This window comes from Pseudomonas sp. CLCA07 (assembly GCF_053615335.1).
The window spans coordinates 1613366-1637918 of sequence record NZ_CM132131.1 but is presented as its reverse complement, the minus strand read 5'-3'; the positions used below and the strand labels follow the sequence as shown (position 1 = coordinate 1637918).

The 24553-nt window shown below is 58.5% G+C and carries 22 protein-coding genes; 16 read left to right on the top strand and 6 right to left on the bottom strand.

Features of this window, described 5'->3' with window-relative positions; genetic code table 11:
• The first annotated feature begins 250 nt into the window (after positions 1-250).
• The 9 genes from ACWGZX_RS07530 (at position 251) to ACWGZX_RS07490 (ending at position 10988) form a co-directional block, all read left to right on the top strand.
• Positions 251-982 (top strand): response regulator, encoded by a 732-nt coding sequence (locus tag ACWGZX_RS07530; protein WP_140667520.1) that lies wholly within the window; start codon positions 251-253, stop codon positions 980-982.
• Positions 972-2441 (top strand): ATP-binding protein, encoded by a 1470-nt coding sequence (locus ACWGZX_RS07525; RefSeq protein ID WP_452627880.1) that lies wholly within the window; start codon positions 972-974, stop codon positions 2439-2441. The genes ACWGZX_RS07530 and ACWGZX_RS07525 overlap by 11 nt, the downstream gene beginning before the upstream one ends.
• 240 nt (positions 2442-2681) lie before the next feature.
• Positions 2682-3941: a D-mannose isomerase gene (locus tag ACWGZX_RS07520; protein WP_452627879.1), complete on the top strand. Its 1260-nt coding sequence runs from the start codon at positions 2682-2684 to the stop codon at positions 3939-3941.
• A gap of 117 nt (positions 3942-4058) precedes the next feature.
• A complete protein-coding gene (locus tag ACWGZX_RS07515) occupies positions 4059-5351 on the top strand; it encodes an ABC transporter substrate-binding protein (RefSeq protein WP_452627878.1) in 1293 nt (430 codons plus the stop codon).
• Between the two features lie 158 nt (positions 5352-5509).
• Positions 5510-6418, top strand: a complete 909-nt coding sequence (locus tag ACWGZX_RS07510) for a carbohydrate ABC transporter permease (protein WP_452627877.1) — start codon at positions 5510-5512, stop codon at positions 6416-6418.
• Complete coding sequence (locus tag ACWGZX_RS07505) at positions 6411-7256, top strand: carbohydrate ABC transporter permease (protein WP_007949443.1); 846 nt, start codon at positions 6411-6413, stop codon at positions 7254-7256. Before ACWGZX_RS07510 ends, ACWGZX_RS07505 begins: the two co-directional genes overlap by 8 nt.
• Before the next feature lie 4 nt (positions 7257-7260).
• Positions 7261-8421 carry an ABC transporter ATP-binding protein gene (locus tag ACWGZX_RS07500; protein ID WP_452627876.1) on the top strand — a complete coding sequence of 387 codons (1161 nt, stop codon included), beginning with the start codon at positions 7261-7263 and terminating at the stop codon, positions 8419-8421.
• A gap of 191 nt (positions 8422-8612) precedes the next feature.
• Positions 8613-9959, top strand: a complete 1347-nt coding sequence (locus tag ACWGZX_RS07495) for a carbohydrate porin (protein ID WP_452627875.1) — start codon at positions 8613-8615, stop codon at positions 9957-9959.
• Between the two features lie 174 nt (positions 9960-10133).
• The gene (locus tag ACWGZX_RS07490) at positions 10134-10988 is read left to right on the top strand and encodes a D-hexose-6-phosphate mutarotase (protein WP_452627874.1); all 855 of its coding nucleotides are present in this window, start codon (positions 10134-10136) and stop codon (positions 10986-10988) included.
• A gap of 102 nt (positions 10989-11090) precedes the next feature.
• On the opposite strand, the gene ACWGZX_RS07485 is transcribed toward ACWGZX_RS07490, so the two are convergent.
• Positions 11091-11951 (bottom strand): MurR/RpiR family transcriptional regulator, encoded by an 861-nt coding sequence (locus ACWGZX_RS07485; protein WP_177318169.1) that lies wholly within the window; start codon positions 11949-11951, stop codon positions 11091-11093.
• Positions 11952-12177: 226 nt separating this feature from the next.
• Between ACWGZX_RS07485 and zwf the strand changes: the two genes are divergently transcribed.
• From zwf to ACWGZX_RS07465, 4 genes are all read left to right on the top strand, one after another.
• Positions 12178-13647, top strand: coding sequence for a glucose-6-phosphate dehydrogenase (zwf, locus tag ACWGZX_RS07480; protein ID WP_452627873.1), 1470 nt, complete (start codon positions 12178-12180; stop codon positions 13645-13647).
• Positions 13634-14347, top strand: coding sequence for a 6-phosphogluconolactonase (gene pgl / locus ACWGZX_RS07475; RefSeq protein ID WP_452627872.1), 714 nt, complete (start codon positions 13634-13636; stop codon positions 14345-14347). The genes zwf and pgl overlap by 14 nt, the downstream gene beginning before the upstream one ends.
• A gap of 17 nt (positions 14348-14364) precedes the next feature.
• Positions 14365-15030, top strand: coding sequence for a bifunctional 4-hydroxy-2-oxoglutarate aldolase/2-dehydro-3-deoxy-phosphogluconate aldolase (locus tag ACWGZX_RS07470; RefSeq protein ID WP_452627871.1), 666 nt, complete (start codon positions 14365-14367; stop codon positions 15028-15030).
• A gap of 266 nt (positions 15031-15296) precedes the next feature.
• Positions 15297-16022, top strand: coding sequence for an intradiol ring-cleavage dioxygenase (locus ACWGZX_RS07465; protein ID WP_452627870.1), 726 nt, complete (start codon positions 15297-15299; stop codon positions 16020-16022).
• 2 nt (positions 16023-16024) lie between these two features.
• Here ACWGZX_RS07465 and ACWGZX_RS07460 read toward each other — a convergent pair whose 3' ends face one another.
• Both ACWGZX_RS07460 and ACWGZX_RS07455 read right to left on the bottom strand, forming a co-directional pair.
• The gene (locus ACWGZX_RS07460; protein ID WP_452627869.1) at positions 16025-17206 is read right to left on the bottom strand and encodes an aminotransferase class V-fold PLP-dependent enzyme; all 1182 of its coding nucleotides are present in this window, start codon (positions 17204-17206) and stop codon (positions 16025-16027) included.
• A gap of 17 nt (positions 17207-17223) precedes the next feature.
• Positions 17224-17460, bottom strand: coding sequence for a DUF3820 family protein (locus tag ACWGZX_RS07455; RefSeq protein WP_007949456.1), 237 nt, complete (start codon positions 17458-17460; stop codon positions 17224-17226).
• 204 nt (positions 17461-17664) lie between these two features.
• On the opposite strand from ACWGZX_RS07455, the gene ACWGZX_RS07450 reads away from it, so the two are divergent.
• Complete coding sequence (locus ACWGZX_RS07450) at positions 17665-18132, top strand: ferritin-like domain-containing protein (protein WP_452627868.1); 468 nt, start codon at positions 17665-17667, stop codon at positions 18130-18132.
• A gap of 123 nt (positions 18133-18255) precedes the next feature.
• Here the strand turns inward: ACWGZX_RS07450 and ACWGZX_RS07445 are convergent, their stop codons facing one another.
• Together ACWGZX_RS07445 and ACWGZX_RS07440 are read right to left on the bottom strand one after the other, a co-directional pair.
• Positions 18256-18726 (bottom strand): MaoC family dehydratase, encoded by a 471-nt coding sequence (locus ACWGZX_RS07445; protein WP_452627867.1) that lies wholly within the window; start codon positions 18724-18726, stop codon positions 18256-18258.
• Between the two features lie 42 nt (positions 18727-18768).
• Positions 18769-19713: an alpha/beta hydrolase gene (locus ACWGZX_RS07440; protein ID WP_452627866.1), complete on the bottom strand. Its 945-nt coding sequence runs from the start codon at positions 19711-19713 to the stop codon at positions 18769-18771.
• 232 nt (positions 19714-19945) lie between these two features.
• Between ACWGZX_RS07440 and fadD2 the strand changes: the two genes are divergently transcribed.
• Both fadD2 and fadD1 read left to right on the top strand, forming a co-directional pair.
• Positions 19946-21634: a long-chain-fatty-acid--CoA ligase FadD2 gene (fadD2, locus tag ACWGZX_RS07435; protein ID WP_452627865.1), complete on the top strand. Its 1689-nt coding sequence runs from the start codon at positions 19946-19948 to the stop codon at positions 21632-21634.
• Between the two features lie 399 nt (positions 21635-22033).
• Positions 22034-23734, top strand: a complete 1701-nt coding sequence (fadD1, locus tag ACWGZX_RS07430) for a long-chain-fatty-acid--CoA ligase FadD1 (protein WP_452627864.1) — start codon at positions 22034-22036, stop codon at positions 23732-23734.
• A gap of 206 nt (positions 23735-23940) precedes the next feature.
• Here the strand turns inward: fadD1 and ACWGZX_RS07425 are convergent, their stop codons facing one another.
• Positions 23941-24318, bottom strand: coding sequence for a hypothetical protein (locus ACWGZX_RS07425; protein ID WP_046032015.1), 378 nt, complete (start codon positions 24316-24318; stop codon positions 23941-23943).
• Between the last annotated feature and the right edge of the window lie 235 nt (positions 24319-24553).

Below are 24553 nucleotides of genomic sequence, written 5' to 3'. Positions count from 1 at the left end.
CCAATTCAAACAACATACAAAGGCACCGCAGCCCCCTGTAGGAGCTGGCTTGCCAGCGAAGAGGCCGGAACAGACAACATAGATCCGCGATCGATCTCAGGCATAATCCGCCCAATTCAAACAACATACAAAGGCACCGCAGCCCCCTGTAGGAGCTGGCTTGCCAGCGAAGAGGCCGGAACAGACAACATAGATCCGCGATCGATCTCAGGCATAATCCGCCCAATTCCAACAACAAGGACGCCGTCCCGTGAGCTCAGTCAACAAGTCGATATTGTTGGTCGATGACGATCAAGAGATACGCGAGTTGCTGGATACCTACCTGACTCGCGCCGGTTTCCAGGTCCGCACCACGCCCGATGGCGCCGGTTTTCGCCAGGCGTTGAACGAGGCGCCTAGCGATCTGGTGATCCTCGATGTGATGCTCCCGGACGAAGACGGCTTCAGCCTCTGCCGCTGGGTTCGTCAGCACCCGCGTCAGGCTCAGGTGCCGATCATCATGCTTACCGCCAGTTCCGACGAGGCCGACCGGGTCATTGGCCTGGAGCTTGGTGCTGACGATTACCTCGGCAAACCCTTCAGCCCTCGCGAGTTGCAGGCGCGCATCAAAGCCCTGTTGCGCCGCGCGCAATTCGGTCAGGAACGCAACGGCGGTGAAGTGCTGGCTTTCGACGACTGGCGTCTGGACATGGTCAGCCACCGGCTGTTCCACACCGATGGTGAAGAAGTGATTCTTTCCGGCGCCGACTTCGCGTTGCTGAAACTGTTCCTCGATCACCCGCAGGAAATTCTCGACCGCGACACCATCGGCAACGCCACCCGTGGCCGCGATCTGATGCCGCTGGACCGCATCGTCGACATGGCGGTCAGCCGCTTGCGCCAACGCCTGCGTGATACGGAAAAACCACCGCGACTGATCCGTACCGTGCGTGGCAGCGGCTACCAACTGGCCGCCAATGTGGTTGCCAGCAATGGCCACTGAGTTCCTGCGCAAGCTCGCCGACCGCGTGCCGGTGCCCCGTTCGCTGTTGGGCCGGATGTTGCTGCTGACGTTGCTGGCGGTGCTGTTTGCACAGACGTTGTCGAGCGTGATCTGGGTGTCGCAACTGCGTGCTACGCAGCTTCAAGGCTTGGTCACCAGTGCGCGCAGCCTGGCGCATTCGATGACGGCCAGCGTCAGTTACTTCCGCTCGTTGCCGGTCGCCTTCAGGCCATTGGTTCTGGACCAGCTGCGCAGCATGGGCGGCACCCGATTCGTGGTGACGCTCAACGACAAACCCTTGGGCATGGAAGTGCTGCCAATCACCCCGCGCAAGGAAGCCGTGCTCAAAGCGGTGGACGAAGTGCTGCGCCAGTCGCTGGGCCAGGACACCGACATTTCGGTGACTTTCGTCAGCCCCGACGACCTGCGGATTTTTAACGGCGGCTTGAAACTCGACGAATTGCCGCGCTCCTGGGCGCACTACGCCTTGACACTGGAGCCTGTGAACCCGCCCGTGCTGGTTACGCAAATCCAGATGGCGCCGGGCGAATGGCTGTACATCGCCTCGTTGTTGCCCGAGCCCTACACCAGTCTTGAAGAAAAAGGTCTGCCGGCGCAGCAGGTCTGGTTCATCATCCTCACCAGCGGCTTTTTGCTGTTGTTCATCGGCCTGCTGGTGCACTGGCAGAGCCGGCCGCTCAAGCGACTGGCGCGGGCTGCGCGCGACATGTCGCTGGGGGCGGAAGTGGAGCCGGTGGCCGAAGTGGGTGGCAGTGAAGTGGTTGAAGTGAGCCGTGCGTTCAATGCCATGCGCGAACGTATCAGTCGCTACCTGACCGAGCGCAGCCAATTGTTCAGCGCGATTTCCCATGACCTGCGCACGCCGATTACCCGGCTGCGATTGCGTGTGGAGTTGCTGGAAGACGAGCAGCTGCAAGCCAAGTTCGGTCGTGATCTGGATGAGCTGGAGCTACTGGTCAAAGGTGCTCTGCAATGTGTGAAAGACACCGACATTCACGAAAATATCGAGCCGGTGGACCTCAACCATGTGCTCGATTGCCTGGTGGAACCGTATCTGGCGCCCTCCGGCAATGGTCGCGTGACTCAGCAGGGGCGGGCGTTGGCGGCGTACCCCGGCAAACCGTTGGCGCTCAAACGCTGCATTGGCAACCTGATCGACAATGCCCTCAAGTATGGGCAGAACGCGCATCTGCACATCGATGACGATGACAGCGCGTTCATCCTGCACGTCGATGACGAAGGGCCTGGTGTGCCGGAGCAACGACTGGAGCAAGTGTTCGAACCGCACTTTCGACTGGCCGGGCAGCAGCAGGGGTATGGGTTGGGGTTGGGGATTGCGCGAAACATTGCGCATAGCCATGGCGGGGAGGTCAGCCTGCAAAACCTGCGTGAGGGCGGGTTAAGAGTGACGCTTCAATTGCCGCGCAGTGTTGATTAACACCAACCTGTGGCGAGGGGGCTTGCCCCCGTTGGGGTGCGAAGCACCCCCCTTATCCCCAAAAAGAATGGGACTGCTGCGCAGTCCAACGGGGGCAAGCCCCCTCGCCACAGGTCATCATTCACTTCAGAGTTGGGGTGAATGTCACAAGTCGGTGACATAACTCGCCCCCTTCGTTACAAGCCCGCCACCGCCCGTTGTTTAGACTGCCCAAAGTCAAAACAACAAAAAAGGCACCCCATGGACACCTTCCAACCGGACTTTAGCAGTTGGCTGAACGCGCCTGCCCATCAGCAATGGCTCGCCGCTGAAGGTCTGCGCCTGCTGGCGTTTGCCAAGGCATCAAAACTTCCCGAAGGCTTCGGCAATCTGGATGAAAAAGGCCATCTCCCGGCCAATGCCCACGCCGAAACCATGAACACCGCACGCATGACCCACAGTTTTGCCATGGCTCATATTCAGGGCTTGCCGGGGTTTGCCGAACTGGTGGATCACGGGGTCAAAGCGCTCAGTGGTCCGTTGCGCGATGCTGAGTCTGGTGGCTGGTTTGCTGTTGCCCATGCGCTGGATGACAACACCGGCAAAGCGGCGTATCTGCACGCCTTCGTTGCCCTGGCCGCCAGTTCTGCCGTGGTCGCCCGACGTCCCGACGCACAAGCCTTGCTTGATGACGCGATCAACATCATCGACACGCATTTCTGGAGCGAGGAGGAGGGCGCGATGCGCGAATCCTTCAATCGCGACTGGAGCGAAGAAGAAGCCTACCGTGGCGCCAACAGCAATATGCACGCTACCGAAGCCTTCCTCGCGCTGGCCGATGTCACGCAAGACAACCGCTGGTTGTGCCGCGCTCAGCGCATTGTCGAGCGGGTGATCCATGGTCATGCGGCCGCCAACGATTACCTGGTGATCGAGCATTTCGACCGCGACTGGCAACCGCTGCGCGACTACAACCTCGACAACCCGGCCGACGGTTTTCGCCCCTACGGCACCACGCCCGGTCACGGTTTTGAATGGGCGCGACTGTTGCTGCACCTCGAAGCGGCGCGGGTTCAGGCCGGGATGCTCACGCCGGGCTGGATGGCCACCGACGCGCAAAAACTGTTCGACCACAACTGCCGTCACGGCTGGAATGTCGACGGCGCACCGGGGATTGTCTACACCCTGGATTGGGACAACCGCGCGGTGGTTCGCCATCGTTTGCACTGGACCCATTGCGAAGCCAGCGCCGCCGTCAGCGCGTTGCTTAAACGCACAGGCGACGAGCAATACGAACGCTGGTATCGGCTGTTCTGGGAATTCTGTGACAGTCATTTCATCGACCGTTGCGACGGCAGTTGGCATCACGAGCTCGATCCGCAAAACCGCCCGAGCGCCGACATCTGGGCTGGTAAACCTGACCTGTACCACGCCTGGCAAGCCGTACTGATCCCGCGATTGCCGTTGGCACCGAGCATGGCCACGGCCTTGGGGCAGTTGTCCCAGGGCGCTCCTGTGTAACCATGCCGTGACATTCAAGCGTCCCTTCGTTACCTGCGAGGGGATAACTCCTGTTTAAAATCCTATGCAGCGCAAGCACCAGACTTGCATGCATAACAACAAGAAAGGTACTTCTAGATGAATGCGATTTCTCGCCTCGCTACTGTCATTTCTCTCGCTTCCCTGTCTGCGCTCCCTCTCAGTGTGCTTGCCGCCGAATCCAAAGGTTCCGTGGAAGTCGTTCACTGGTGGACGTCGGGTGGTGAAAAAGCAGCGGTCGATGTGCTCAAGGCTCAAGTCGAAAAAGACGGCTTCACCTGGAAAGACGGTGCCGTGGCCGGTGGTGGCGGTGCCACGGCCATGACCGTACTCAAAAGTCGCGCAGTGGCGGGTAACCCGCCGGGTGTTGCGCAGATCAAGGGGCCGGACATCCAGGAGTGGGGCAGCATTGGCTTGCTCGCTCCAGACACCTTGAAAGACGTCGCCAAAGAAGAAAAATGGGACAGCCTCCTGTCGAAGAAAGTCGCCGACACTGTCAAGTTCGAAGGTGACTACGTCGCCGTCCCGGTGAACATTCACCGCGTGAACTGGCTGTGGATCAACCCGGAAGTCTTCAAGAAAGCCGGTATCGAAAAAGCCCCGACCACCCTCGAAGAATTCTATGCCGCTGGCGACAAGCTCAAAGCCGCAGGCTTCATCGCGCTCGCCCACGGTGGCCAGCCTTGGCAGGACAGCACCGTGTTTGAAGACGTGGTGCTCTCGGTCATGGGCGCCGACGGTTACAAAAAAGCCCTGGTAGACCTGGATCAGAAAACCCTCTCCGGGCCTGAGATGACCAAGTCGTTCACCGAGCTGAAAAAACTCACCGGCTACATGGACCCGAACCGCGCCGGTCGTGACTGGAACATCGCAGCCGCCGAGGTGATCAACGGCAAGGCCGGCATGCAGATGATGGGCGACTGGGCCAAAAGCGAATGGACTGCGGCCAAGAAAGTAGCTGGCAAGGACTACCTGTGCGTGCCGTTCCCGGGCACCGAAAAAGCCTTCACTTACAACATCGACTCCCTGGCAGTGTTCAACGTCAAGGACAAGGGAACTATCGCTGCTCAGCAAGACCTGGCAAAGGTCGCTTTGGGTGAAAACTTCCAGAAAGTATTCAGCATCAACAAAGGCTCGATCCCTGTGCGGACCGACATGTTGAACGACATGGAAAAACTGGGCTTCGATTCCTGCGCTCAAGCGTCGGCCAAGGACTTCCTGGCAGACGACAAGACCGGCGGCCTGCAACCGAGCATGGCGCACAACATGGCCACTTCCCTGGCCGTGCAAGGCGCGATCTTCGACGTGGTCACCAACTTCATGAACGACAAGGATGCTGACCCGGCCAAGGCCAGCGCCCAACTGGCATCGGCTGTCAAAGCGGCCCAGTAAAACCCTGGCCGCAGGCTTGTCTGCGGCCTGATTCGACGCGTTCCCCTGTAGGAGCCGGCTTGCCGGCGAAGGCGGTGTGCCTGACACACGGCGGTGCCTGAATCGCTGGCAAGCCAGCTCCTACAGGTGATTCTTCAATTTCTGACTGGATTATCCCGATGAACTCTGTGGCGGTTTTCAGCAAAGCCTCACCGTTCGATGCGCTGCAACGCTGGTTACCCAAGTTGGTACTGGCGCCGAGCATGCTGATCGTGTTGGTTGGTTTCTACGGTTACATCATCTGGACATTCGTACTGTCCTTTACCAGTTCCAGCTTCATGCCGAGCTACAAGTGGGTCGGCCTGCAGCAATACGCCCGCTTGCTGGACAACGATCGCTGGTGGGTCGCGAGCAAAAACCTCGCGGTCTTCGGTGGCATGTTCATCGGCATCAGCCTGGTGCTCGGGGTTTTCCTCGCTGTGCTGCTGGACCAACGCATTCGCAAGGAAGGCTTCATTCGCACCGTTTACCTGTACCCGATGGCGCTCTCGATGATCGTCACCGGTACGGCATGGAAATGGCTGCTCAACCCGGGCCTGGGCCTGGACAAGATGCTGCGTGATTGGGGCTGGGAAGGCTTCCGTCTCGACTGGCTGGTGGATCAGGATCGCGTGGTGTATTGCCTGGTGATCGCCGCCGTATGGCAAGCCTCCGGGTTTGTGATGGCGATGTTCCTGGCCGGCCTGCGGGGTGTCGATCAATCGATCATCCGTGCCGCGCAAGTCGACGGTGCGAATCTGCCGACCATCTATATGAAGATCGTGCTGCCGAGCCTGCGCCCGGTGTTCTTCAGTGCCTTCATGATCCTCGCGCACATTGCGATCAAGAGCTTCGACCTGGTGGCAGCGATGACGGCCGGCGGTCCTGGCTACTCGTCCGACCTGCCTGCGATGTTCATGTATTCCTTCACCTTCAGCCGTGGCCAGATGGGCATTGGTTCGGCCAGCGCGATGATGATGCTCGGCGCGATCCTGGCGATTCTGGTGCCGTACCTGTACTCCGAATTGCGAGGCAAACGCCATGAGTAATCAACTCGGCAAACCGGCCTTGAGCTTCAGCCGTATCGCGATCTACGCAACGCTGTTACTGGCGGCTGCGGTCTATCTGATCCCGTTGGTGGTGATGCTGCTGACCAGTTTCAAATCCCCGGAAGACATCCGTACCGGCAACCTGCTGAGCTGGCCGACCGTGATTGACGGTATCGGCTGGATCAAGGCCTGGGACGTCGTCGGCGGGTATTTCTGGAACTCGGTGAAAATCACTGTGCCGGCCGTTCTGATTTCCACCTTCATCGGTGCCATGAACGGTTATGTGCTGTCGATGTGGCGCTTCCGTGGTTCGCAACTGTTCTTCGGCCTGCTGCTGTTCGGCTGCTTCCTGCCGTTCCAGACCGTGCTGCTGCCGGCCTCGTTCACCCTCGGCAAGATGGGCCTGGCCAACACCACCACAGGTTTGGTGCTGGTGCACGTGGTCTACGGCCTGGCGTTCACCACGCTGTTCTTCCGCAACTACTACGTGAGCATCCCGGACGCACTGGTCAAGGCAGCACGCCTGGATGGCGCGGGCTTCTTCACGATTTTCTGGAAGATCCTGCTGCCGATGTCGATCCCGATCGTGATGGTCTGCCTGATCTGGCAGTTCACCCAGATCTGGAATGACTTCCTGTTCGGCGTGGTCTTCGCCAGTGGCGATGCCCAGCCAATTACCGTGGCCCTGAACAACCTGGTCAATACCAGTACCGGGGCCAAGGAATACAACGTTGATATGGCCGCCGCGATGATCGCCGGGCTGCCGACACTGCTGGTCTACATATTCGCTGGCAAGTATTTCCTGCGTGGGCTGACGTCCGGCGCGGTCAAGGGGTAGAAATATGGCAACTCTCGAATTACGCAACGTCAACAAGACCTACGGTGCCGGTTTGCCGGACACCCTGAAAAACATCGAACTGAAGATCAATGACGGTGAGTTCCTGATCCTGGTCGGTCCGTCGGGCTGCGGTAAGTCCACGCTGATGAACTGCATCGCCGGTCTGGAAAACATCAGCGGCGGCGCCATCCTGGTGGACGACGCTGACATCAGCGGCATGAGCCCGAAAGATCGCGACATCGCCATGGTGTTCCAGTCCTACGCGCTGTACCCGACCATGAGCGTGCGCGACAACATCGCTTTCGGTTTGAAGATCCGCAAAATGCCGACCGTCGAAATCGACGAAGAAGTCGCTCGCGTCGCCAAATTGCTGCAGATCGAACACCTGCTGAGCCGCAAGCCGGGCCAGCTCTCCGGTGGTCAGCAACAGCGCGTGGCCATGGGCCGTGCCCTGGCGCGTCGGCCGAAGATTTACCTGTTCGACGAACCGCTGTCCAACCTCGACGCCAAGCTGCGGGTCGAGATGCGCACCGAAATGAAACTGATGCACCAGCGTCTGAAAACCACCACGGTCTACGTGACCCACGACCAGATCGAAGCGATGACGCTGGGCGACAAAGTGGCGGTGATGAAGGACGGGATCATCCAGCAGTTCGGCACGCCAAAAGACATCTACAACAACCCGGCCAACCTGTTCGTGGCGAGCTTCATCGGTTCGCCACCGATGAACTTCATCCCGCTGCGTTTACAGCGCAAGGACGGTCGTCTGGTCGCACTGCTCGACAGCGGTCAGGCACGTTGTGAATTGCCGCTGGGCATGCAGGACGCCGGTCTCGAAGACCGCGAAGTGATTCTGGGCATGCGCCCTGAGCAAATCGTGTTGGCGAACGGCGAGCCGAACGGATTGCCGACAATTCGCGCTGAAGTTCAGGTCACCGAGCCGACCGGTCCAGACACCCTGGTGTTCGTCAATCTCAACGAAACCAAAGTCTGCTGCCGTCTGGCGCCCGACGTCGCACCGGCCCCGGGCGAAACCCTGACCCTGCAATTCGATCCGTCGAAAGTGCTGCTGTTCGATGCCAAGACCGGGGAACGGTTGGGTGTGGCCGGCGAACCAAAAACCGAGACACACATCGCCAACGTAGCCCAGTTCAAGGGCCGCTGAAGATCAAAACTGTAGGAGCCGGCTTGCTGGCGATGGCGGTCTGACATTCAACGTCGATGTCGACAGTCAGATTGCCATCGCCAGCAAGCCGGCTCCTACAGGGGGAAATCCGCGGCGGGTGGCCTGTTATCCGTCGCACCTGATGTCACCGCGTTAGAAAAAGTTAATAACAATAAAACGAGGAAGTAGGGATGAAGAAGAACAACAACGCTCAGCTTATCTGCCAGTTGTCAGCAGTTGCAGCCATGATGCTGGCCGCTAGTGTGCATGCAGCTGACGCGTTCAGCGCCGATTCCGAATGGATGACCGGCGATTGGGGTGGCGAGCGGACCAAGCTGATCGAGCAAGGCATCGACATCAAAATGGACTACGTTGGTGAAGTCGGCAGCAACCTCCACGGCGGCTTCAACGACGACACAACGGCTCGTTACGCCGACCAGTTCGGTCTGGGGGCCGCGCTGGACCTGGAAAAACTGTTTGGTTGGGATAACACCCAAGCCAAGGTCCAGTTCACCAACCGTAATGGCGAGAACATCTCCAATGACCGTGTCGGCGACCCGCGTACCGGCACGTTGAGTTCCTCCCAGGAAGTCTTCGGCCGTGGTCATATGGTCCGTCTGACCCAATTGTGGATCAAGCACCAGTTCCTCGACAATAAACTGGACATCAAAGCCGGTTACTTCGGCGAAGGTGAAGACTTCAACACCTTCCCATGCGAGTTCCAGAACCTGGCGTTCTGCGGTTCCCAAGTGGGTAACTGGGCCACCAACATCTGGTTCAACTGGCCGGTCATGCAGGCTGCGGTCCGCGTGAAGTACAACATCTCGCCTGAGTTCTATGCGCAGATCGGCGCGTACAACCAGAACCCGTCGCAACTGGAACACGGTAATGGCTTCAAGCTGAGCGGCAGTGGCACCGCAGGTACCGTGTTGCCCGTCGAAATGGTCTGGCTGCCTAACCCAAACAACCTGCCGGGCGAATACCGTGTCGGTTACTACAAGAGCACCGCCGAGGCCAATGACGTCCTTAAAGACGCCAGCGGTACTGATGCGGCAACGACCGGCCAACCCTATCGCGAACACAGCAGCAAGCACGGCTACTGGTTCGTTGCACAACAACAACTCACCAGCCACAACGGTGACAAGTCTCGCGGTCTGAACATTGCGGCCAACGCCACTTTCCACGACAAGGAAACCAACATCGTCGACAACTACCAGTCGCTGATGTTTGTGTACAAGGGGCCGTTCGATGCGCGTCCAAAAGATGACATGGGCATCGGTTTCGCGCGTATCCATGTCAACGATGACGTGAAGAAAAACGAAGAAGCGATCAACGCTGCCAACGGTGTCACTGAATACGAAAACCCGCTGTTCACGCCTTTGCAGACCACCGAATACAACTACGAAATCAACTACGGTTTCCACGTTACCAACTGGCTGACCGTGCGTCCTAACCTGCAATACGTCACTCACCCGGGCGGTGTGGATGAGGTTGATAACGCGCTGGTGGCCGGCCTGAAAATTCAGTCGGTGTTCTAACGTTGTTGCGATAAGCTCCCCTCTATGTGCGCATATTTGCGGACAGCCCAGGCTGTCCGCTTTTTTTTGTGTGGCGAGGGGGCTTGTCGGACCGCCGCATCGCCCCGTTGGGTCGCAAAGCGACCCCAGAATTTGCAATCGCGAGTACACCCATTATTTTCAGGACCGCGGCACATGCATGAGCATCCGCTACAACGCTTCTTCAAATCCCTGCGCGAACGTTCGGTGTTTGCGTGGGAGCGCTATCAGAAGCGCGACGTGTTGGTGATCGACCATCCGCTGTGTCAGGCGGTGTTCAGTCGCCAGGGCGCGCAGTTGCTGCACTTCCAGCCAACGGGTCAAAAACCCTGGCTCTGGTGCGCGGCGAAGTGGCCGCAGGTCGGTGCGATTCGTGGCGGGGTGCCGGTGTGCTGGCCGTGGTATGGCCGTCATCCGAGCGAAAATGCCTGGCCTTCCCATGGTTGGGCACGGTTGATCGACTGGAAGCTGCTCGACAGCAGCCATGACGACGATGGCGTGCGATTGCACTGGCAACTCCAGTTGTGCGACTGGCAAGTGGACCTGCATGCCCACCTTGGCGAGCGCATGGATTTGCGACTGAGTACCGAGCATCAGGACAGCCTGCCGTGCCAATTGAGTCAGGCGTTGCACGCTTATTGGCGTATTGGTGACGTGGGAGAGGTAGCGCTGTCTGGGCTGGAGGGCGCGCAGGGTTATGACCATTTGAACCGCCAGATGTGTCAGCAGGAAGGTGAGTTGCGGGTTGATGGCGGGTGCCAGCGAGTGTTCCAGCACGACGGCGAATTGCAGCTCAAGGACCACGCCTGGCAGCGTGAGTTATGCATCGATACCGGTGATCAGGCGGACACGGTGGTCTGGCATCCAGGCTCGCGGCCATTGTTGGGTGTGAGCTGGAATGAGATTTCAGAGTTTGTGTGTGTGGAGGCGGCCAGCGGCGGCACCGACAGCCTGAGCCTGGCGCCGGGGGAGAGGGCGCATTTGAGTTTGCAGGCGCGGGTTGGGGGTTAAAGAGTTCTCAAAAGATCGCAGCCTCGTTTCACTCGACAGCTCCTACAGGTGTGGCGATCTCTTGTAGGAGCTGTCGAGTGAAACGAGGCTGCGAATCTTCAATTAATTAAATTCATCCCCAATCGGATACCGGCTCGCATTCAGGCTCTCTTTGATCTTGCGCAAATGTGGCTGGAAATCCACACCGCGACGCAAGGTCATGCCGGTCGCCAGCACGTCCAGCACGGTCAGTTGGATGATGCGCGAGGTCATCGGCATGTAGATGTCGGTGTCTTCCGGCAGTGGAATGTTCAGGCTTAGCGTACTGGCCTTGGCCAATGGCGATCCCTCGGCCGTCAGGCCCAGTACCGATGCACCGTTTTCACGGGCGATGCGCGCCACTTCCACCAGTTCGCGGGTGCGGCCGGTGTAGGAAATGATCACGAACAGCTCGCCGGTGTGCGCCACCGACGCAATCATGCGCTGCATCAGCACATCGGCGTGGGCGGTGACGGCCAGATTGAAACGGAAGAATTTGTGCTGCGCATCCAGCGCCACCGGGGCCGAGGCGCCGAGGCCGAAGAAGTGGATCTGCCGGGCCTGAATCAACAGATCGACGGCGCGGCTGATCAGGTTCGGGTCCAGCGCCTGCAAGGCGCTGTCCAGAGAGGCGATGGCGCTGCCGAAAATCTTTTTTGTATACGCTTCAGGATTGTCATCGGCCTCGACCGCACGGCTGACATACGCCGCGCCACTGGCCAGACTTTGGGCCAACTGAAGTTTGAGTTCCGGGTAGCCGCTGACGCCGAACGAACGGCAGAAGCGGTTGACCGTCGGCTCGCTGACCTTTGAGGCCTGGGCGAGCGCAGCGATGCTGAACCGGGTGGCCTGCTGTGGGTTGAGCAAGATCACTTCGGCGACTTTACGTTCAGCCTTGTTAAGGTCTTCAAGGCGGTTCTGGATCTGTTCCAGTAAATTTCGCACGCGGTCCATATATGTTCCTTGGGTCAGCAGCGCAAATTAGAGTTCGGCTATGCCAAAAGGGCCTTGGATGCGGCCCCAAACGGTGGCCTATCCTACTGATGGCTCTGACCGACCACCACTCGGAATCTGTATTTTGCGAAAATGTTGTGGTTATTACTACATTTTCTCTTGAGCGATACCTTAAAAAAAGGTATTTGTAGCTTAACTTGATAAAAGAACAAACATCATGCCTTCGATTACGGTTGAACCGTGCACCTTTGCCTTGTTCGGCGCCCTCGGCGATCTGGCCTTGCGCAAGCTGTTTCCTGCCCTCTATCAACTCGATGGCGCAGGCCTCTTGCACGAGGATACGCGCGTTATCGCGCTGGCCAGAGAGCCCGGCACTGAGCAGCAGCACCTGGCATTCATCGCCTCGGAGTTGCGCCGTTATGTGGGTGCCAAAGAGCTGGACGAAGCGGTGGCCGAGCGCTTTCTGGCTCGACTGAGCTACCTGCACGTCGACTTTTTCAACGCTGACGATTACATCGCCCTGGCGGAAATGGCCGGCAGCGCTCAGCGTGTGATTGCCTACTTTGCGACACCGGCTGCCGTTTACGGCGCGATTTGCGAGAACCTGGCCAAGGTCGGTCTGACTGAAAACACCCGCGTAGTGCTGGAAAAACCCATCGGCTCGGACCTGGAATCCTCGCGCAAGGTCAACGACGCCGTGGCGCAGTTCTTCCCGGAAAACCGCACCTACCGTATCGACCATTACCTGGGCAAAGAGACGGTTCAAAACCTCATTGCGCTGCGTTTCGCCAACAGTCTGTTCGAAACCCAGTGGAACCAGAACTACATCTCCCACGTGGAAATTACCGTGGCGGAGAAGGTCGGGATCGAAGGCCGTTGGGGTTACTTCGACAAGGCCGGACAGTTGCGGGACATGATCCAGAATCACCTGCTGCAACTGCTTTGCCTGATCGCCATGGACCCGCCGGCCGACCTGTCCGCCGACAGCATCCGCGACGAAAAAGTCAAAGTCCTCAAGGCGCTGGCGCCGATCAGCCCGGAAGGCCTGACTACTCAGGTGGTGCGCGGTCAGTACATCGCCGGTTACAGCGAAGGCAAGTCGGTCCCGGGTTACCTGGAGGAAGAAAACTCCAACACCCAGAGCGACACCGAAACCTTCGTCGCCTTGCGTGCCGATATCCGCAACTGGCGTTGGGCCGGCGTACCGTTTTACCTGCGTACCGGCAAGCGCATGCCGCAGAAGCTGTCGCAGATCGTCATCCACTTCAAGGAACCGTCGCATTACATTTTCGCCCCTGAGCAGCGCCTGCAAATCAGCAACAAGCTGATTATCCGCCTGCAACCGGACGAAGGTATTTCCTTGCGTGTGATGACCAAAGAACAAGGCCTGGACAAGGGCATGCAGCTGCGCAGCGGTCCGTTGCAGCTGAACTTTTCCGACACCTATCGCAGCGCGCGGATTCCCGATGCCTACGAGCGGTTATTGCTGGAAGTGATGCGTGGCAATCAGAACCTGTTTGTCCGTAAAGATGAAATTGAAGCCGCGTGGAAGTGGTGTGACCAGTTGATCGCCGGGTGGAAAAAATCCGGTGATGCGCCCAAGCCGTACGCGGCCGGGTCCTGGGGGCCGATGAGCTCCATTGCTCTGATCACGCGGGATGGGAGGTCGTGGTATGGCGATATCTAAATTGAAACTGCCTCAGGGCGTCAGCGCCCATGGGTTCAAGAGCCCGGTGCTGCTGGCTGAAGCTTTGGCACTGACGGTCGCCAAGCAACTGAGCGATGCGATCGATACCCAAGGCACCGCCACGCTGGTGGTGTCCGGTGGTCGCAGTCCGGTGGCGTTTTTCCAGCACCTGGCCAAACAGGCGCTGGACTGGTCGAACGTGGTGGTCAGCCTGGCCGATGAGCGTTGGGTGCCGGTAGAACACGCCGACAGCAATGCCGGTTTGCTCAAGCGTTATCTGTTGCAAGGCCTGGCGGCCAAGGCTCAGTTTCTGAGTTTGTACAGCGCCAGCACCAACCTTGAACAGGCCGCCGAGCAGGCCGACCGTTTGCTGTCTGAACTGCCGGTGATCGACGTGCTGGTGTTGGGCATGGGCGATGACGGCCATACCGCGTCGTTGTTCCCGAACAGCCCGAACCTGGCCGATGCCTTGAAAGTCGACGGCACACGTCGCTGCTACCCGATGCTGGCGCCCACCGTGCCGCATCAGCGTTTGACCATGAGCCGTGCGCTGTTGGCCTCGGCCAAACACAAAGTTCTATCGATTTCCGGTCAGTCCAAACTGATCACCCTGAGTGCCGCATTGGCCAGTGACGATGTCGCTGCCATGCCGATTCGCGCGTTTTTGCAACCTACGTTAGAGATTTACTGGTGCCCATGAGCCAAGGAACAGCCGCTATGACAACCCCATCCCCGACCGTTTCCATGGCGGACAAAGTTGCCCTGATCGACAGTATCTGCGCCAAGGCGCGGATTTTGCCGGTGATCACCATCGCTCGTGAACAGGACGTACTGCCGCTGGCCGACGCCCTCGCCGCCGGTGGCCTGACCGCCCTGGAAGTAACCCTGCGTTCGCAGTTCGGCCTCAAGGCCATCCAGATCCTGCGCGAACAGCGCCCGGAACTGATGACCGGTGCCGGCACCGTGCTGGATCGCCACATGCTCGCTGCTGCCGAAGCGGCCGGCTCGCAGTTCATCGTCACGCCGGGCATCACCCGTGATTTGCTCGAAGCCAGCGTCAACAGCCCGATCCCGCTGTTGCCCGGCATCAGCAATGCCTCTGGCATCATGGAAGGCTATGGCCTGGGCTATCGCCGCTTCAAGCTGTTCCCGGCGGAAGTGAGTGGTGGCGTCGCCGCTATCAAGGCCCTGGGTGGTCCGTTCGGCGAAGTGAAATTCTGCCCGACGGGCGGCGTCGGCCCGGCCAACATCAAGAGCTACATGGCGTTGAAAAACGTGATGTGCGTGGGCGGTAGCTGGATGCTTGATCCCGAGTGGATCAAGAACGGCGACTGGGCCCGCATTCAGGAATGCACCGCCGAAGCATTGGCGCTGCTGGACTGATCAGCTTTACCTGACACTTCGTTGTGTGTTCTACGGCTTTACGGTGCACTTGGTCGGTGCACCGTTTTTTTTGTCCAAAGAAAACACTGTAGGAGCATGGCTTGCCCGCGATAAACGATAACGCGGTGCATCTGTTGAACCGCGGTGCCTGAATCGCGGGCAAGTCGGACCGCGGCATCGCACGCTCCCGCATGCGATACATAATTACCGCACATCCGCACTCGTCTCGCCCTAACCTGCGTTCATCTTATGGAAGAGAGAACGTCATGGACGACAACACCTCAGTTACACCCTCACAACCGGTTTACCTGCTGTCTCCCGAACAGATCGCCGGCCCGTATTTCCGTAACCCGAAACTGATCAGGCGCAACATCAGCGAAGGCGCCGATGGCGTTCCCTTGGTGTTGCGCCTGGCAATCGTCGATGCCATGACTGGGCAGCCTGTCACGGGTGCGCTGGTCGATATCTGGCATTGCAACGCGCGTGGCGCCTATTCGGGTTGGAGCAAGATCGATCCGGACAAGGAAGTCGATGTCGATGAAATCGGCTCGATCCCGCGCACCGACGACGACACTTACCTGCGCGGCGGGCAATTCACGGACAAGCAAGGTGTCGTGCGGTTTACCACGATCTATCCGGGGTTCTACGCCGGTCGCGCGCTGCACATTCACGTCGCTGTGCGCATCACGGCCGGCAACAATTATCTGGAAGAACGGCATGTTGCCTGGGTCGGTCAGCTTTACTTTCCACAGGTGGCTTCGCGATCAGTGCTGAACAGCCGTGAATACAGCAGTCGAAAGGCCTTGGCGCTGACCAACGAAGAAGACGTTTACTACAAGCAGCACGGCGGCGAAGCTTCGACCTTAAGCGTTCACACCCTCGCTCGGGACTCGAATGAAGATGGTTTTTTCGGTTTCACCACCATCGGTATCGACACCTTCGCGGTGTCATCGCACCTCAAGCCCGAGGACTTCGACAAGTACACCGTGTGACCTCAGCGCAGTTCGGTCAGCGCCCGGGCCAGCAGTTCCATGTGTGCGGCGGTGGTGGTCAGGCCCGGTGTGATACGAATGCACGGGCCACTCGCGGCGCCGCTGCGCATCACGGTAAACAGGTTGTAGTCGCTGATCAGCCGCTCGACCATGGGCTGTTGATCGACCTGTTTCGTGAAGCGCATCGACGTGATGCCGCAATACAGGCGAGGATCATCCGGCGTCATGACTTCGATCCCCGGGAGTTCGCGTACCGCGCGTACCCACAAATTGCGCAAGTAGTTGAGCCGGGCACCCTTGGCGGCGGATCCGCCCATGACGCGATGTTCTTCAAACACCAGCGGCAAGGTCAGCAGCGCCGGAATATTAGGTGTGCTGTGCGGCGTGCGTGCGCGAATGTCGGTGACAGGGAAACTCGTCTCGCCCATGTCCGGGTCGATGTCGGTCAGGCGCTCGGGGGCAATGTAGATGAACCCCAGCGTCAGCGGTGCACCGATCCATTTGTGCAGGTTGTAGCCAGCGAAGGAGATACCCAATTCATCGAGATTGAAGTCGATTTGTCCCAACGCATGAGCGCCGTCGAGGATCACATCGATCCCGTGTTCTTTGGCCGCGGCGGCAATCGCCTGCACCGGCATGACCAGACCGGTGCGGTGGGTGACGTGAGTCAGGGCCATCAGTTTGAGCTTGGGGTAACGCACAAACGCTTCGCGATAGCTGGCCAGCAAACTGTCGAAAGTGGCGGGGTGCGCATGGTCGATTTCGATCACCTCGACGCCGCGATTGCGCGCCAGCCAACGCATCGCCCCTTTTACGGTGTCGTATTCCAGATCGCAGATCAGCACCTGATCGCCCGGCTGAAGACGGTTGTAGTTGCGGATCAACGATTGCAAGCCGTCCGAGGCGTTGCGGGTCAGGGCCACAGAGTCGGCAGGTACGCCCACCAGTTCGGCCAATTGCGCGGTGATCTTCAGCGTTTCGCCCTGTTCGAACCGCTGGCGCACATACACCGAGTTACTGCGGTTGATGAACTCGATGTGGCGTTGGTATTCCTCAACCACCGTTCGCGACATGCGCCCGAAGTAACCGTTTTCCAGATTGATCGGGCCGGGTTCGACAGCATAGCGATCGGCAAAGGTCTTCCAGAACGTTTCATCACGGGTGCGGCGGGTGTTATCGGGCATGGGCTACTCGGTCAGGATCAATGGCGGGGGGCAGGTTTGCCATGTTTGGCGCGCAGGGGCTCAAGCAATTCCGACAAGCCGTTGTGATCGATCTCCTGCATCAGGGCCAACAAGCCACCCAGTTCGCCATGAGGAAATCCTTCCCGGGCGAACCAGTTCAGGTACTGGCCAGGCAGGTCGGCAATGATCCGGCCTTTGTATTTGCCGAAGGGCATTTCGCGGGTGATCAGCAGTTCGAGTTTTTCAGGGTTCATCAGTCGGTCGTCTTGATTCAATCGGTCTGGAAAATACAGGCATTCTGCATGCAGGCCAATTGACAGATCATGCAAAAAAAACGGATACAGATTTCGCTGTTTAAGCTAACCATATGAAATATAACGGATAAGTTATCAGTTCGAAGCTGGCATGCAGGGTGCAATAGTCATTACATCTTTCATCAACCCGCGAGGAATTGAAAAATGACCGACATGAATAAAGAGGCGATCTCTGTACTCAACGACCTGATCGAAACCAGCAAAGACGGTCAGGAAGGGTTCAAGACTTGCGCTGAAGACATCAAACACCCAGAACTCAAAACGCTGTTCGTTCAGCGTGCCGCCGACTGCGCCTCTGCCGCTTCCGAACTGCAAACCGCCGTACGTTCGATGGGCGGTGATCCGCAAACGTCCACCAGTGTCAGCGGCGACTTGCACCGTCGTTGGGTTGACGTTAAATCAATGTTCACCGGCAAGGACGAAGAGGCTGTGCTGAACGAAGCCGAACGCGGTGAAGACCATGCACTGAAGGCTTACCGAGAAGCCATGGAGAAAATCAACAAACACAACCTGGTGGGTATTCGTGATCTGGTTGAACGCCAATACCACGGCGTGCAACGCAATCATGATCAGGTAAAAGCCCTGCGCAACCAGGCTCGCGCACGCTCGTAAGTTTCACTGAAAAAACTGTGGGAGCGAGCCTGCTCGCGAAGAGGTCGCGTCGGCAACATCATCGTTGCCTGACACTGCGCATTCGCGAGCAGGCTCGCTCCCACAATGGTTTTGACCGGTCGATTAGCCGATGCTGATTGCCGGCAATTTTGGCAACGTCACGGTCTGCTGCTTGCGCGGTGCCAGGATCTCCGCTTCTCCATCCACTACCAATTCATCACGCTGGTTAAACACGCGCGTGGCAATGCGCACACGAAACTTCGGCATTTTCTCGAGGATTTCCAGACGCACGGTCAAGGTGTCGCCAATCTTCACCGGCTTCTGAAAGCTCATCTGCTGGCCAATATAAATAGTCCCCGGCCCAGGCAGCTCACAGGCTACGGCGGCACTGATCAGTGCGCCACTGAACATGCCATGCGCGATGCGCTCCTTGAACATGGTGCCTGCCGCGAATTCGGCGTCCAGGTGTACCGGGTTGTGGTCGCCGGACATGGCGGCGAACAATTGAATGTCGCGCTCTTCGACGGTCTTGCTGTAGCTGGCGGTCTGGCCGACTTCGAGGGCTTCATAAGGGGTGTTGGTAACCTGGGTCATCAGTTTCAATTCCTGTCACGAATAAATAAATTCACAAAAAAACTATTCCGACCGGGGTGGCCGGCGGTGGCTGAGCGCCTCGGCGATCCACTGCAACACGTCGTTGACCACTTCATCGCGATTGCTCTCGTTGAAGAGTTCATGCCGCGCCTGGGGGTAAATCGTCAGGTGCAGGTTCTGGCTACCTGCCGCGCGTAAGGCGTCGGCCAGATCTTTCAGACGTTTGCCTTCGCTCACCGGATCACATTCGCCACCAATCACCAGCAGCGGCAGGCCCGGATCGATCTGCGCGAGATTGGACGCTTTGCTGATTTGCTGCAACCCACCCAGCAAATCGATCCACATCTGGTTGGTGCAGCGAAAGCCGCAGAGCGGGTCGTTGGCGTACAAATCCACTTCTGCCGGGTCGCGACTAAGCCAGTCGAAGCGGGTGCGTGCCGGTTTGAACTGTTTGTTGAATGATCCGAAGGACAGCCATTCGATCAGCGCACTGCGCCCCTTGGGCCCTTGGCGCAACTTTTCTAAACGGGCGATCTGCCGCGCGGCGCGATACAGCGCCACGGGCTGGAAATTGGAGCCGCTAAGCACCGCGCCGTGCAGGCTGGCGCTGTGATGCAGCAAATAGGCCTGCGCGATGTAACTGCCCATGCTGTGACCGAGCAACACGATGGGCACGCCAGGATGCTGTTGGCCAATGTGTTGGTTGAGGCAGGCCAGGTCGCCGACGACTTTGCACCAGCCATCATCATCGGCGAAATGTCCGAGAGTACCGTTTTCGGCAGTTTTGCCATGTCCACGCAAATCCGGTGCGTACACGCCGTAACCCTGCTCGCAGAATTTTTCGGCCAATCGGGCGTAACGAGCGCTGTGCTCGGCCATGCCATGGGCCAGCAGGATCACGGCTTTTAAGGGCGAGGCGGGCAGCCACTGGTTGACGAAAAGGCGGCTGTGGTCCATCGCGGTCAGCCAGAACGTGTCGTGGAGCATGGCGATTCCTTTGCATGGGGCTGCATGTGGCATGGGCTTGGTTGCATTGTATAGCGCATCCCGTGCTCGCCGTCTGATCAGGTCATGCCACGGCTGGAAGATTCACACGGTCAATGACGGCGTTGGCTGTATTTGCCTGAATCGCCATAACTGCTAGTGTCCGTGAAGCCCGCTTTTTTCAGAAGTGACAGAAAAGCGACCCGGATAGGCTCAGGTAAAGAGGACAAGAATAATGCAACCTGAATTCTGGAATGACAAACGCCCGGCCGGCGTGCCCCTGAACATAGACCTTGGGGCCTATAAGTCGGTGATTGAGGTGTTCGAGCGTTCCTGCAAGAAATTTGCTGACCGCCCGGCATTCAGCAACATGGGCGTGACCCTGACCTACGCCGAACTGGAACGCCAGAGCCTGGCATTCGCCGCTTACCTGCAAGCCCACACCGACCTCGTGCCGGGGGATCGCATTGCGGTGCAGATGCCCAACGTCCTGCATTATCCGATTGCCGTCTTCGGTGCCTTGCGCGCCGGGCTGATTGTGGTCAACACCAACCCGTTGTACACCGCACGGGAGATGCGTCATCAGTTCAAGGATTCCGGCGCCCGGGCACTGGTGTACCTGAACATGTTCGGGCAGAAAGTCCAGGAAGTGCTGCCCGACACTGACATCCAGTACCTGATCGAAGCGAAAATGGGCGACTTGATGCCGACCGCCAAGGGTTGGCTGGTCAATACCATGGTCAGCAAGGTCAAAAAAATGGTCCCGGCGTATTCGTTGCCGCAGGCCATTTCGTTCAAGAACGCGCTGCGCATGGGGCGTGGCCTGGGCATCAAGCCGCTGAAAGTCGGCCTCGACGACATCGCCGTTCTGCAATACACCGGCGGCACCACCGGTTTGGCCAAGGGCGCCATGCTGACCCACGGCAACCTCGTGGCGAACATGCAACAGGCGCGGGCGTGCCTGGGGCAGTTCGGCGCTGACGGTCAGTCGCTGCTGCGTGAAGGGCAGGAGGTGATGATCGCGCCGCTGCCGCTGTACCACATCTATGCCTTCACGGCGAACTGCATGTGCATGATGGTGACCGGCAACCACAACGTGCTGATCACCAATCCACGAGACATTGGCGGCTTCATCAAGGAACTGAAAAACTGGCGTTTCTCGGCGTTGCTGGGGCTCAACACGCTGTTCGTCGCGTTGATGGATCACCCGGACTTCAAGACCCTGGACTTCTCCAGTCTCAAGCTGACCAACTCCGGCGGCACAGCATTGGTCAAGGCCACCGCCGAGCGCTGGCAGCAAATGACCGGTTGCCGCATCACCGAAGGTTACGGCCTGACCGAAACGTCACCGGTGGCATGCACCAACCCCTACGGCGACCAATCGCGCATTGGCACGGTCGGTCTGCCGGTGCCGGGCACCGCGCTGAAAGTGATCAACGATGAAGGCGTCGAGCAGCCGTTGGGTGAGCGTGGTGAACTGTGCATCAAAGGCCCGCAGATCATGAAGGGCTACTGGCAGAAACCCGAGGCCACCGCTGAAGTGCTGGATGCCGAGGGCTGGTTCAAGTCCGGTGACATCGCGGTGATCGACCCGGACGGTTTTGTGCGCATCGTCGATCGCAAGAAAGACATGATTATCGTCTCGGGTTTCAACGTGTACCCGAACGAGATCGAAGACGTGGTCATGGCTCATCCGAACGTCGCCAACTGCGCGGTCATCGGTGTGCCGGACGAGCGTTCGGGCGAGGCGGTGAAGTTGTTTGTGGTGGCCCGTGAAGCCGGGGTCAGCGTTGAAGAGCTGAAGGCTTTCTGCAAGGAAAACTTCACGGCCTACAAAGTGCCCAAGCACATCGTGTTGCGTGAGTCGTTGCCGATGACGCCGGTCGGGAAGATTCTGCGGCGGGAGTTGCGTGATATCGCGTAGGTGTTGAATGGCCGCGCTTTGCGCGGATCGTCGGAACGCCGCCCGGGGCAAGCCTCGCTCCTACAGGTTTAATGTTGTCCACATAGAATGTGAACGACGCGGAACCTGTAGGAGCATGGCTTGCCCGCGATGCTTTTAAGGATCTAGAAATCCCCGGATTCAGGGGCTTTCAAGGAGCTATAGAATTTTTGCTCTAAAATGACCGCCAGAAGTTCTTGAGTCATATTTGTGACCGTAGAGGCCGCTTTTGGCTCTGGTCGACCCTTGGCAAAGCTGCTACTCTCGGCGCGCTTTGTGACTTCTCGGCCTAGTAAAAAGCCAGACTCACCATTGAACAAACACCAATAATAATCGCATCAAATGCGGTGCTGAATTCGCGTTGCTGAGGAGTGGGCTTCCATGATCGAAGACTTTTGGAAGGATAAGTACCCAGCTGGGATCGCTGCCGAGATCAATCCAGACGAGTACCCGAATATTCAGGCAGTGTTGAAGCAATCCTGCCAACGCTTCGCCAACAAGCCGGCATTCAGCAACCTGGGCAAGACACTCACCTACGGTGAACTGTACGAATTGTCCGGTGCTTTTGCCGCTTACCTGCAACAGCATACCGACTTGCAGCCGGGCGATCGAATCGCCGTGCAATTGCCTAACGTGCTGCAGTACCCGGTTGCCGTCTTTGGCGCCATCCGCGCCGGTCTGATCGTGGTCAACACCAACCCGCTGTACACCGCGCGGGAAATGGAACACCAGTTCAACGACTCCGGTGCCAAAGCTCTGGTCTGCCTGGCGAACATGGCCCACCTGGCCGAGATCGTCGTGCCGAAAACCGGCGTCAAGCACGTGATCGTCACTGAAGTGGCCGACCTGTTGCCGCCACTCAAGCGTCTGTTGATCAACAGTGTCATCAAGTACGTGAAGAAGATGGTCCCGGCGTATCACTTGCCCAAAGCCATCAAGTTCAACGACGTGCTGAGCAAGGGCCATGGCCAGCCAGTGGCTGAAGCCAACCCGGCCAGCGGCGATGTCGCTGTGCTGCAATACACCGGCGGCACCACCGGCGTGGCGAAAGGGGCGATGCTGACCCACCGCAACCTCGTGGCGAACATGCTGCAATGCAAGGCGCTGATGGGCTCCAACCTCAATGAAGGTTGCGAGATCCTGATCACGCCGCTGCCGCTGTACCACATCTATGCGTTCACCTTTCATTGCATGGCGATGATGCTGATCGGCAACCACAACATCCTGATCAGTAACCCGCGCGACCTGCCGGCGATGGTCAAGGAACTGTCGAAGTGGAAGTTCAGCGGTTTCGTCGGCCTCAACACCTTGTTTGTGGCCCTGTGCAATAACGAAGGTTTCCGCAAGCTGGACTTCTCGGCGCTGAAAATCACCCTGTCCGGTGGCATGGCCCTGCAACTGGCCGCCGCCGAACGCTGGAAAGCGGTCACCGGTTGCGCCATCTGCGAAGGTTACGGCATGACCGAAACCAGCCCGGTGGCCACCGTCAACCCGATCCAGAACATCCAGATCGGCACCATCGGTATCCCGGTTCCATCGACTCGCTGCAAAGTCATTGACGATGCCGGCGTGGAGCAGCCGCTGGGTGAAATCGGCGAACTGTGCGTGAAAGGCCCGCAGGTCATGAAGGGTTACTGGCAGCGCCAGGACGCCACCGATGAAATGCTCGACAGCGAAGGCTGGTTGAAGACCGGTGACATCGCGCTGATCCAGCCGGATGGCTACATGCGCATTGTCGATCGCAAGAAAGACATGATCCTGGTCTCCGGTTTCAACGTGTACCCGAACGAACTGGAAGACGTGCTCGCGACGCTGCCGGGCGTGCTGCAATGCGCGGCCATTGGCGTGCCGGACGAGAAATCGGGCGAGGCGATCAAGATCTTCATCGTTGCCAAACCCGGCGTGACGCTGACCAAAGAGCAAGTGATGGAGCACATGCGTGCGAACGTCACCGGCTACAAGGTGCCGCGAGCCGTCGAGTTCCGCGATGCGCTGCCGACCACCAACGTCGGCAAGATTCTGCGCCGAGAGCTGCGCGACGAAGAACTGAAGAAAATCGCCGCGAAAAAGGTCGGCGCGTAACAAAAAAAAGCCCCGCAGATGCGGGGCTTTTTGTTTTTAGCAAAATCTGAAGTGCCTTTGTGGCGAGGGGGCTTGTCGGAACGCCGCACCGCCCCGTTGGGCTGCGAAGCGGCCCCCAAGCATTTCGTCTGCCTCACCGCGCCAGCAGGTTTTGGGGCGGCTGCGCCACCCAGCGGGGGCAAGCCCCCTCGCCACAGGGATCGGTGTTACAGGCGAAACGGCGCGAAATTGACGTTGGTACCCGCCGGGCGCATGTCTTGCAGGTACGAGTCCTTGTCGGCACTCAGCTCCAGGCTCAATGCAGCCTTGCGCTTGCCTTCATTACGCACCACCAGACCTTCAAGCTTCTCGCGCAGGAACACGGTCGGCACTTTCAGGTGCAGCAGTTCGTCGGTGTCCGGCGTGTGCATCAGCAAGTGAACCCATTCGTACTGACCAACGGCCAGGCGCGCGACCGGGATATCGAACCACCAGATGTTGCGGTTGCGGTTCAATTCGGTGAAATGGCAGTTGTTGACGCCAAGCACGGCACCGCCAAGTTCCTGGTTTCTGCGGGCAATGGCCTGCTTTTTATCGAGTTTCATAACATTCCTACGGGATTGGATCTTCAGCGCCATGGCCTGAATACGTTGCGCATTCTCGGGGGTTGGTCGCTAAACATAAAGCCCAACCTGCTGAGATCGACGAAATGTGCGGTACAAAATAAATGAAACTCCGCGCAAACGCCTCCGGTCGATCCTTGTGTAACGACTTTTCTCATTGAATTGTTCGCAGGAGAAACACCATGAGCAGCACTGGCGATAAAGTAAAAGGTATCGA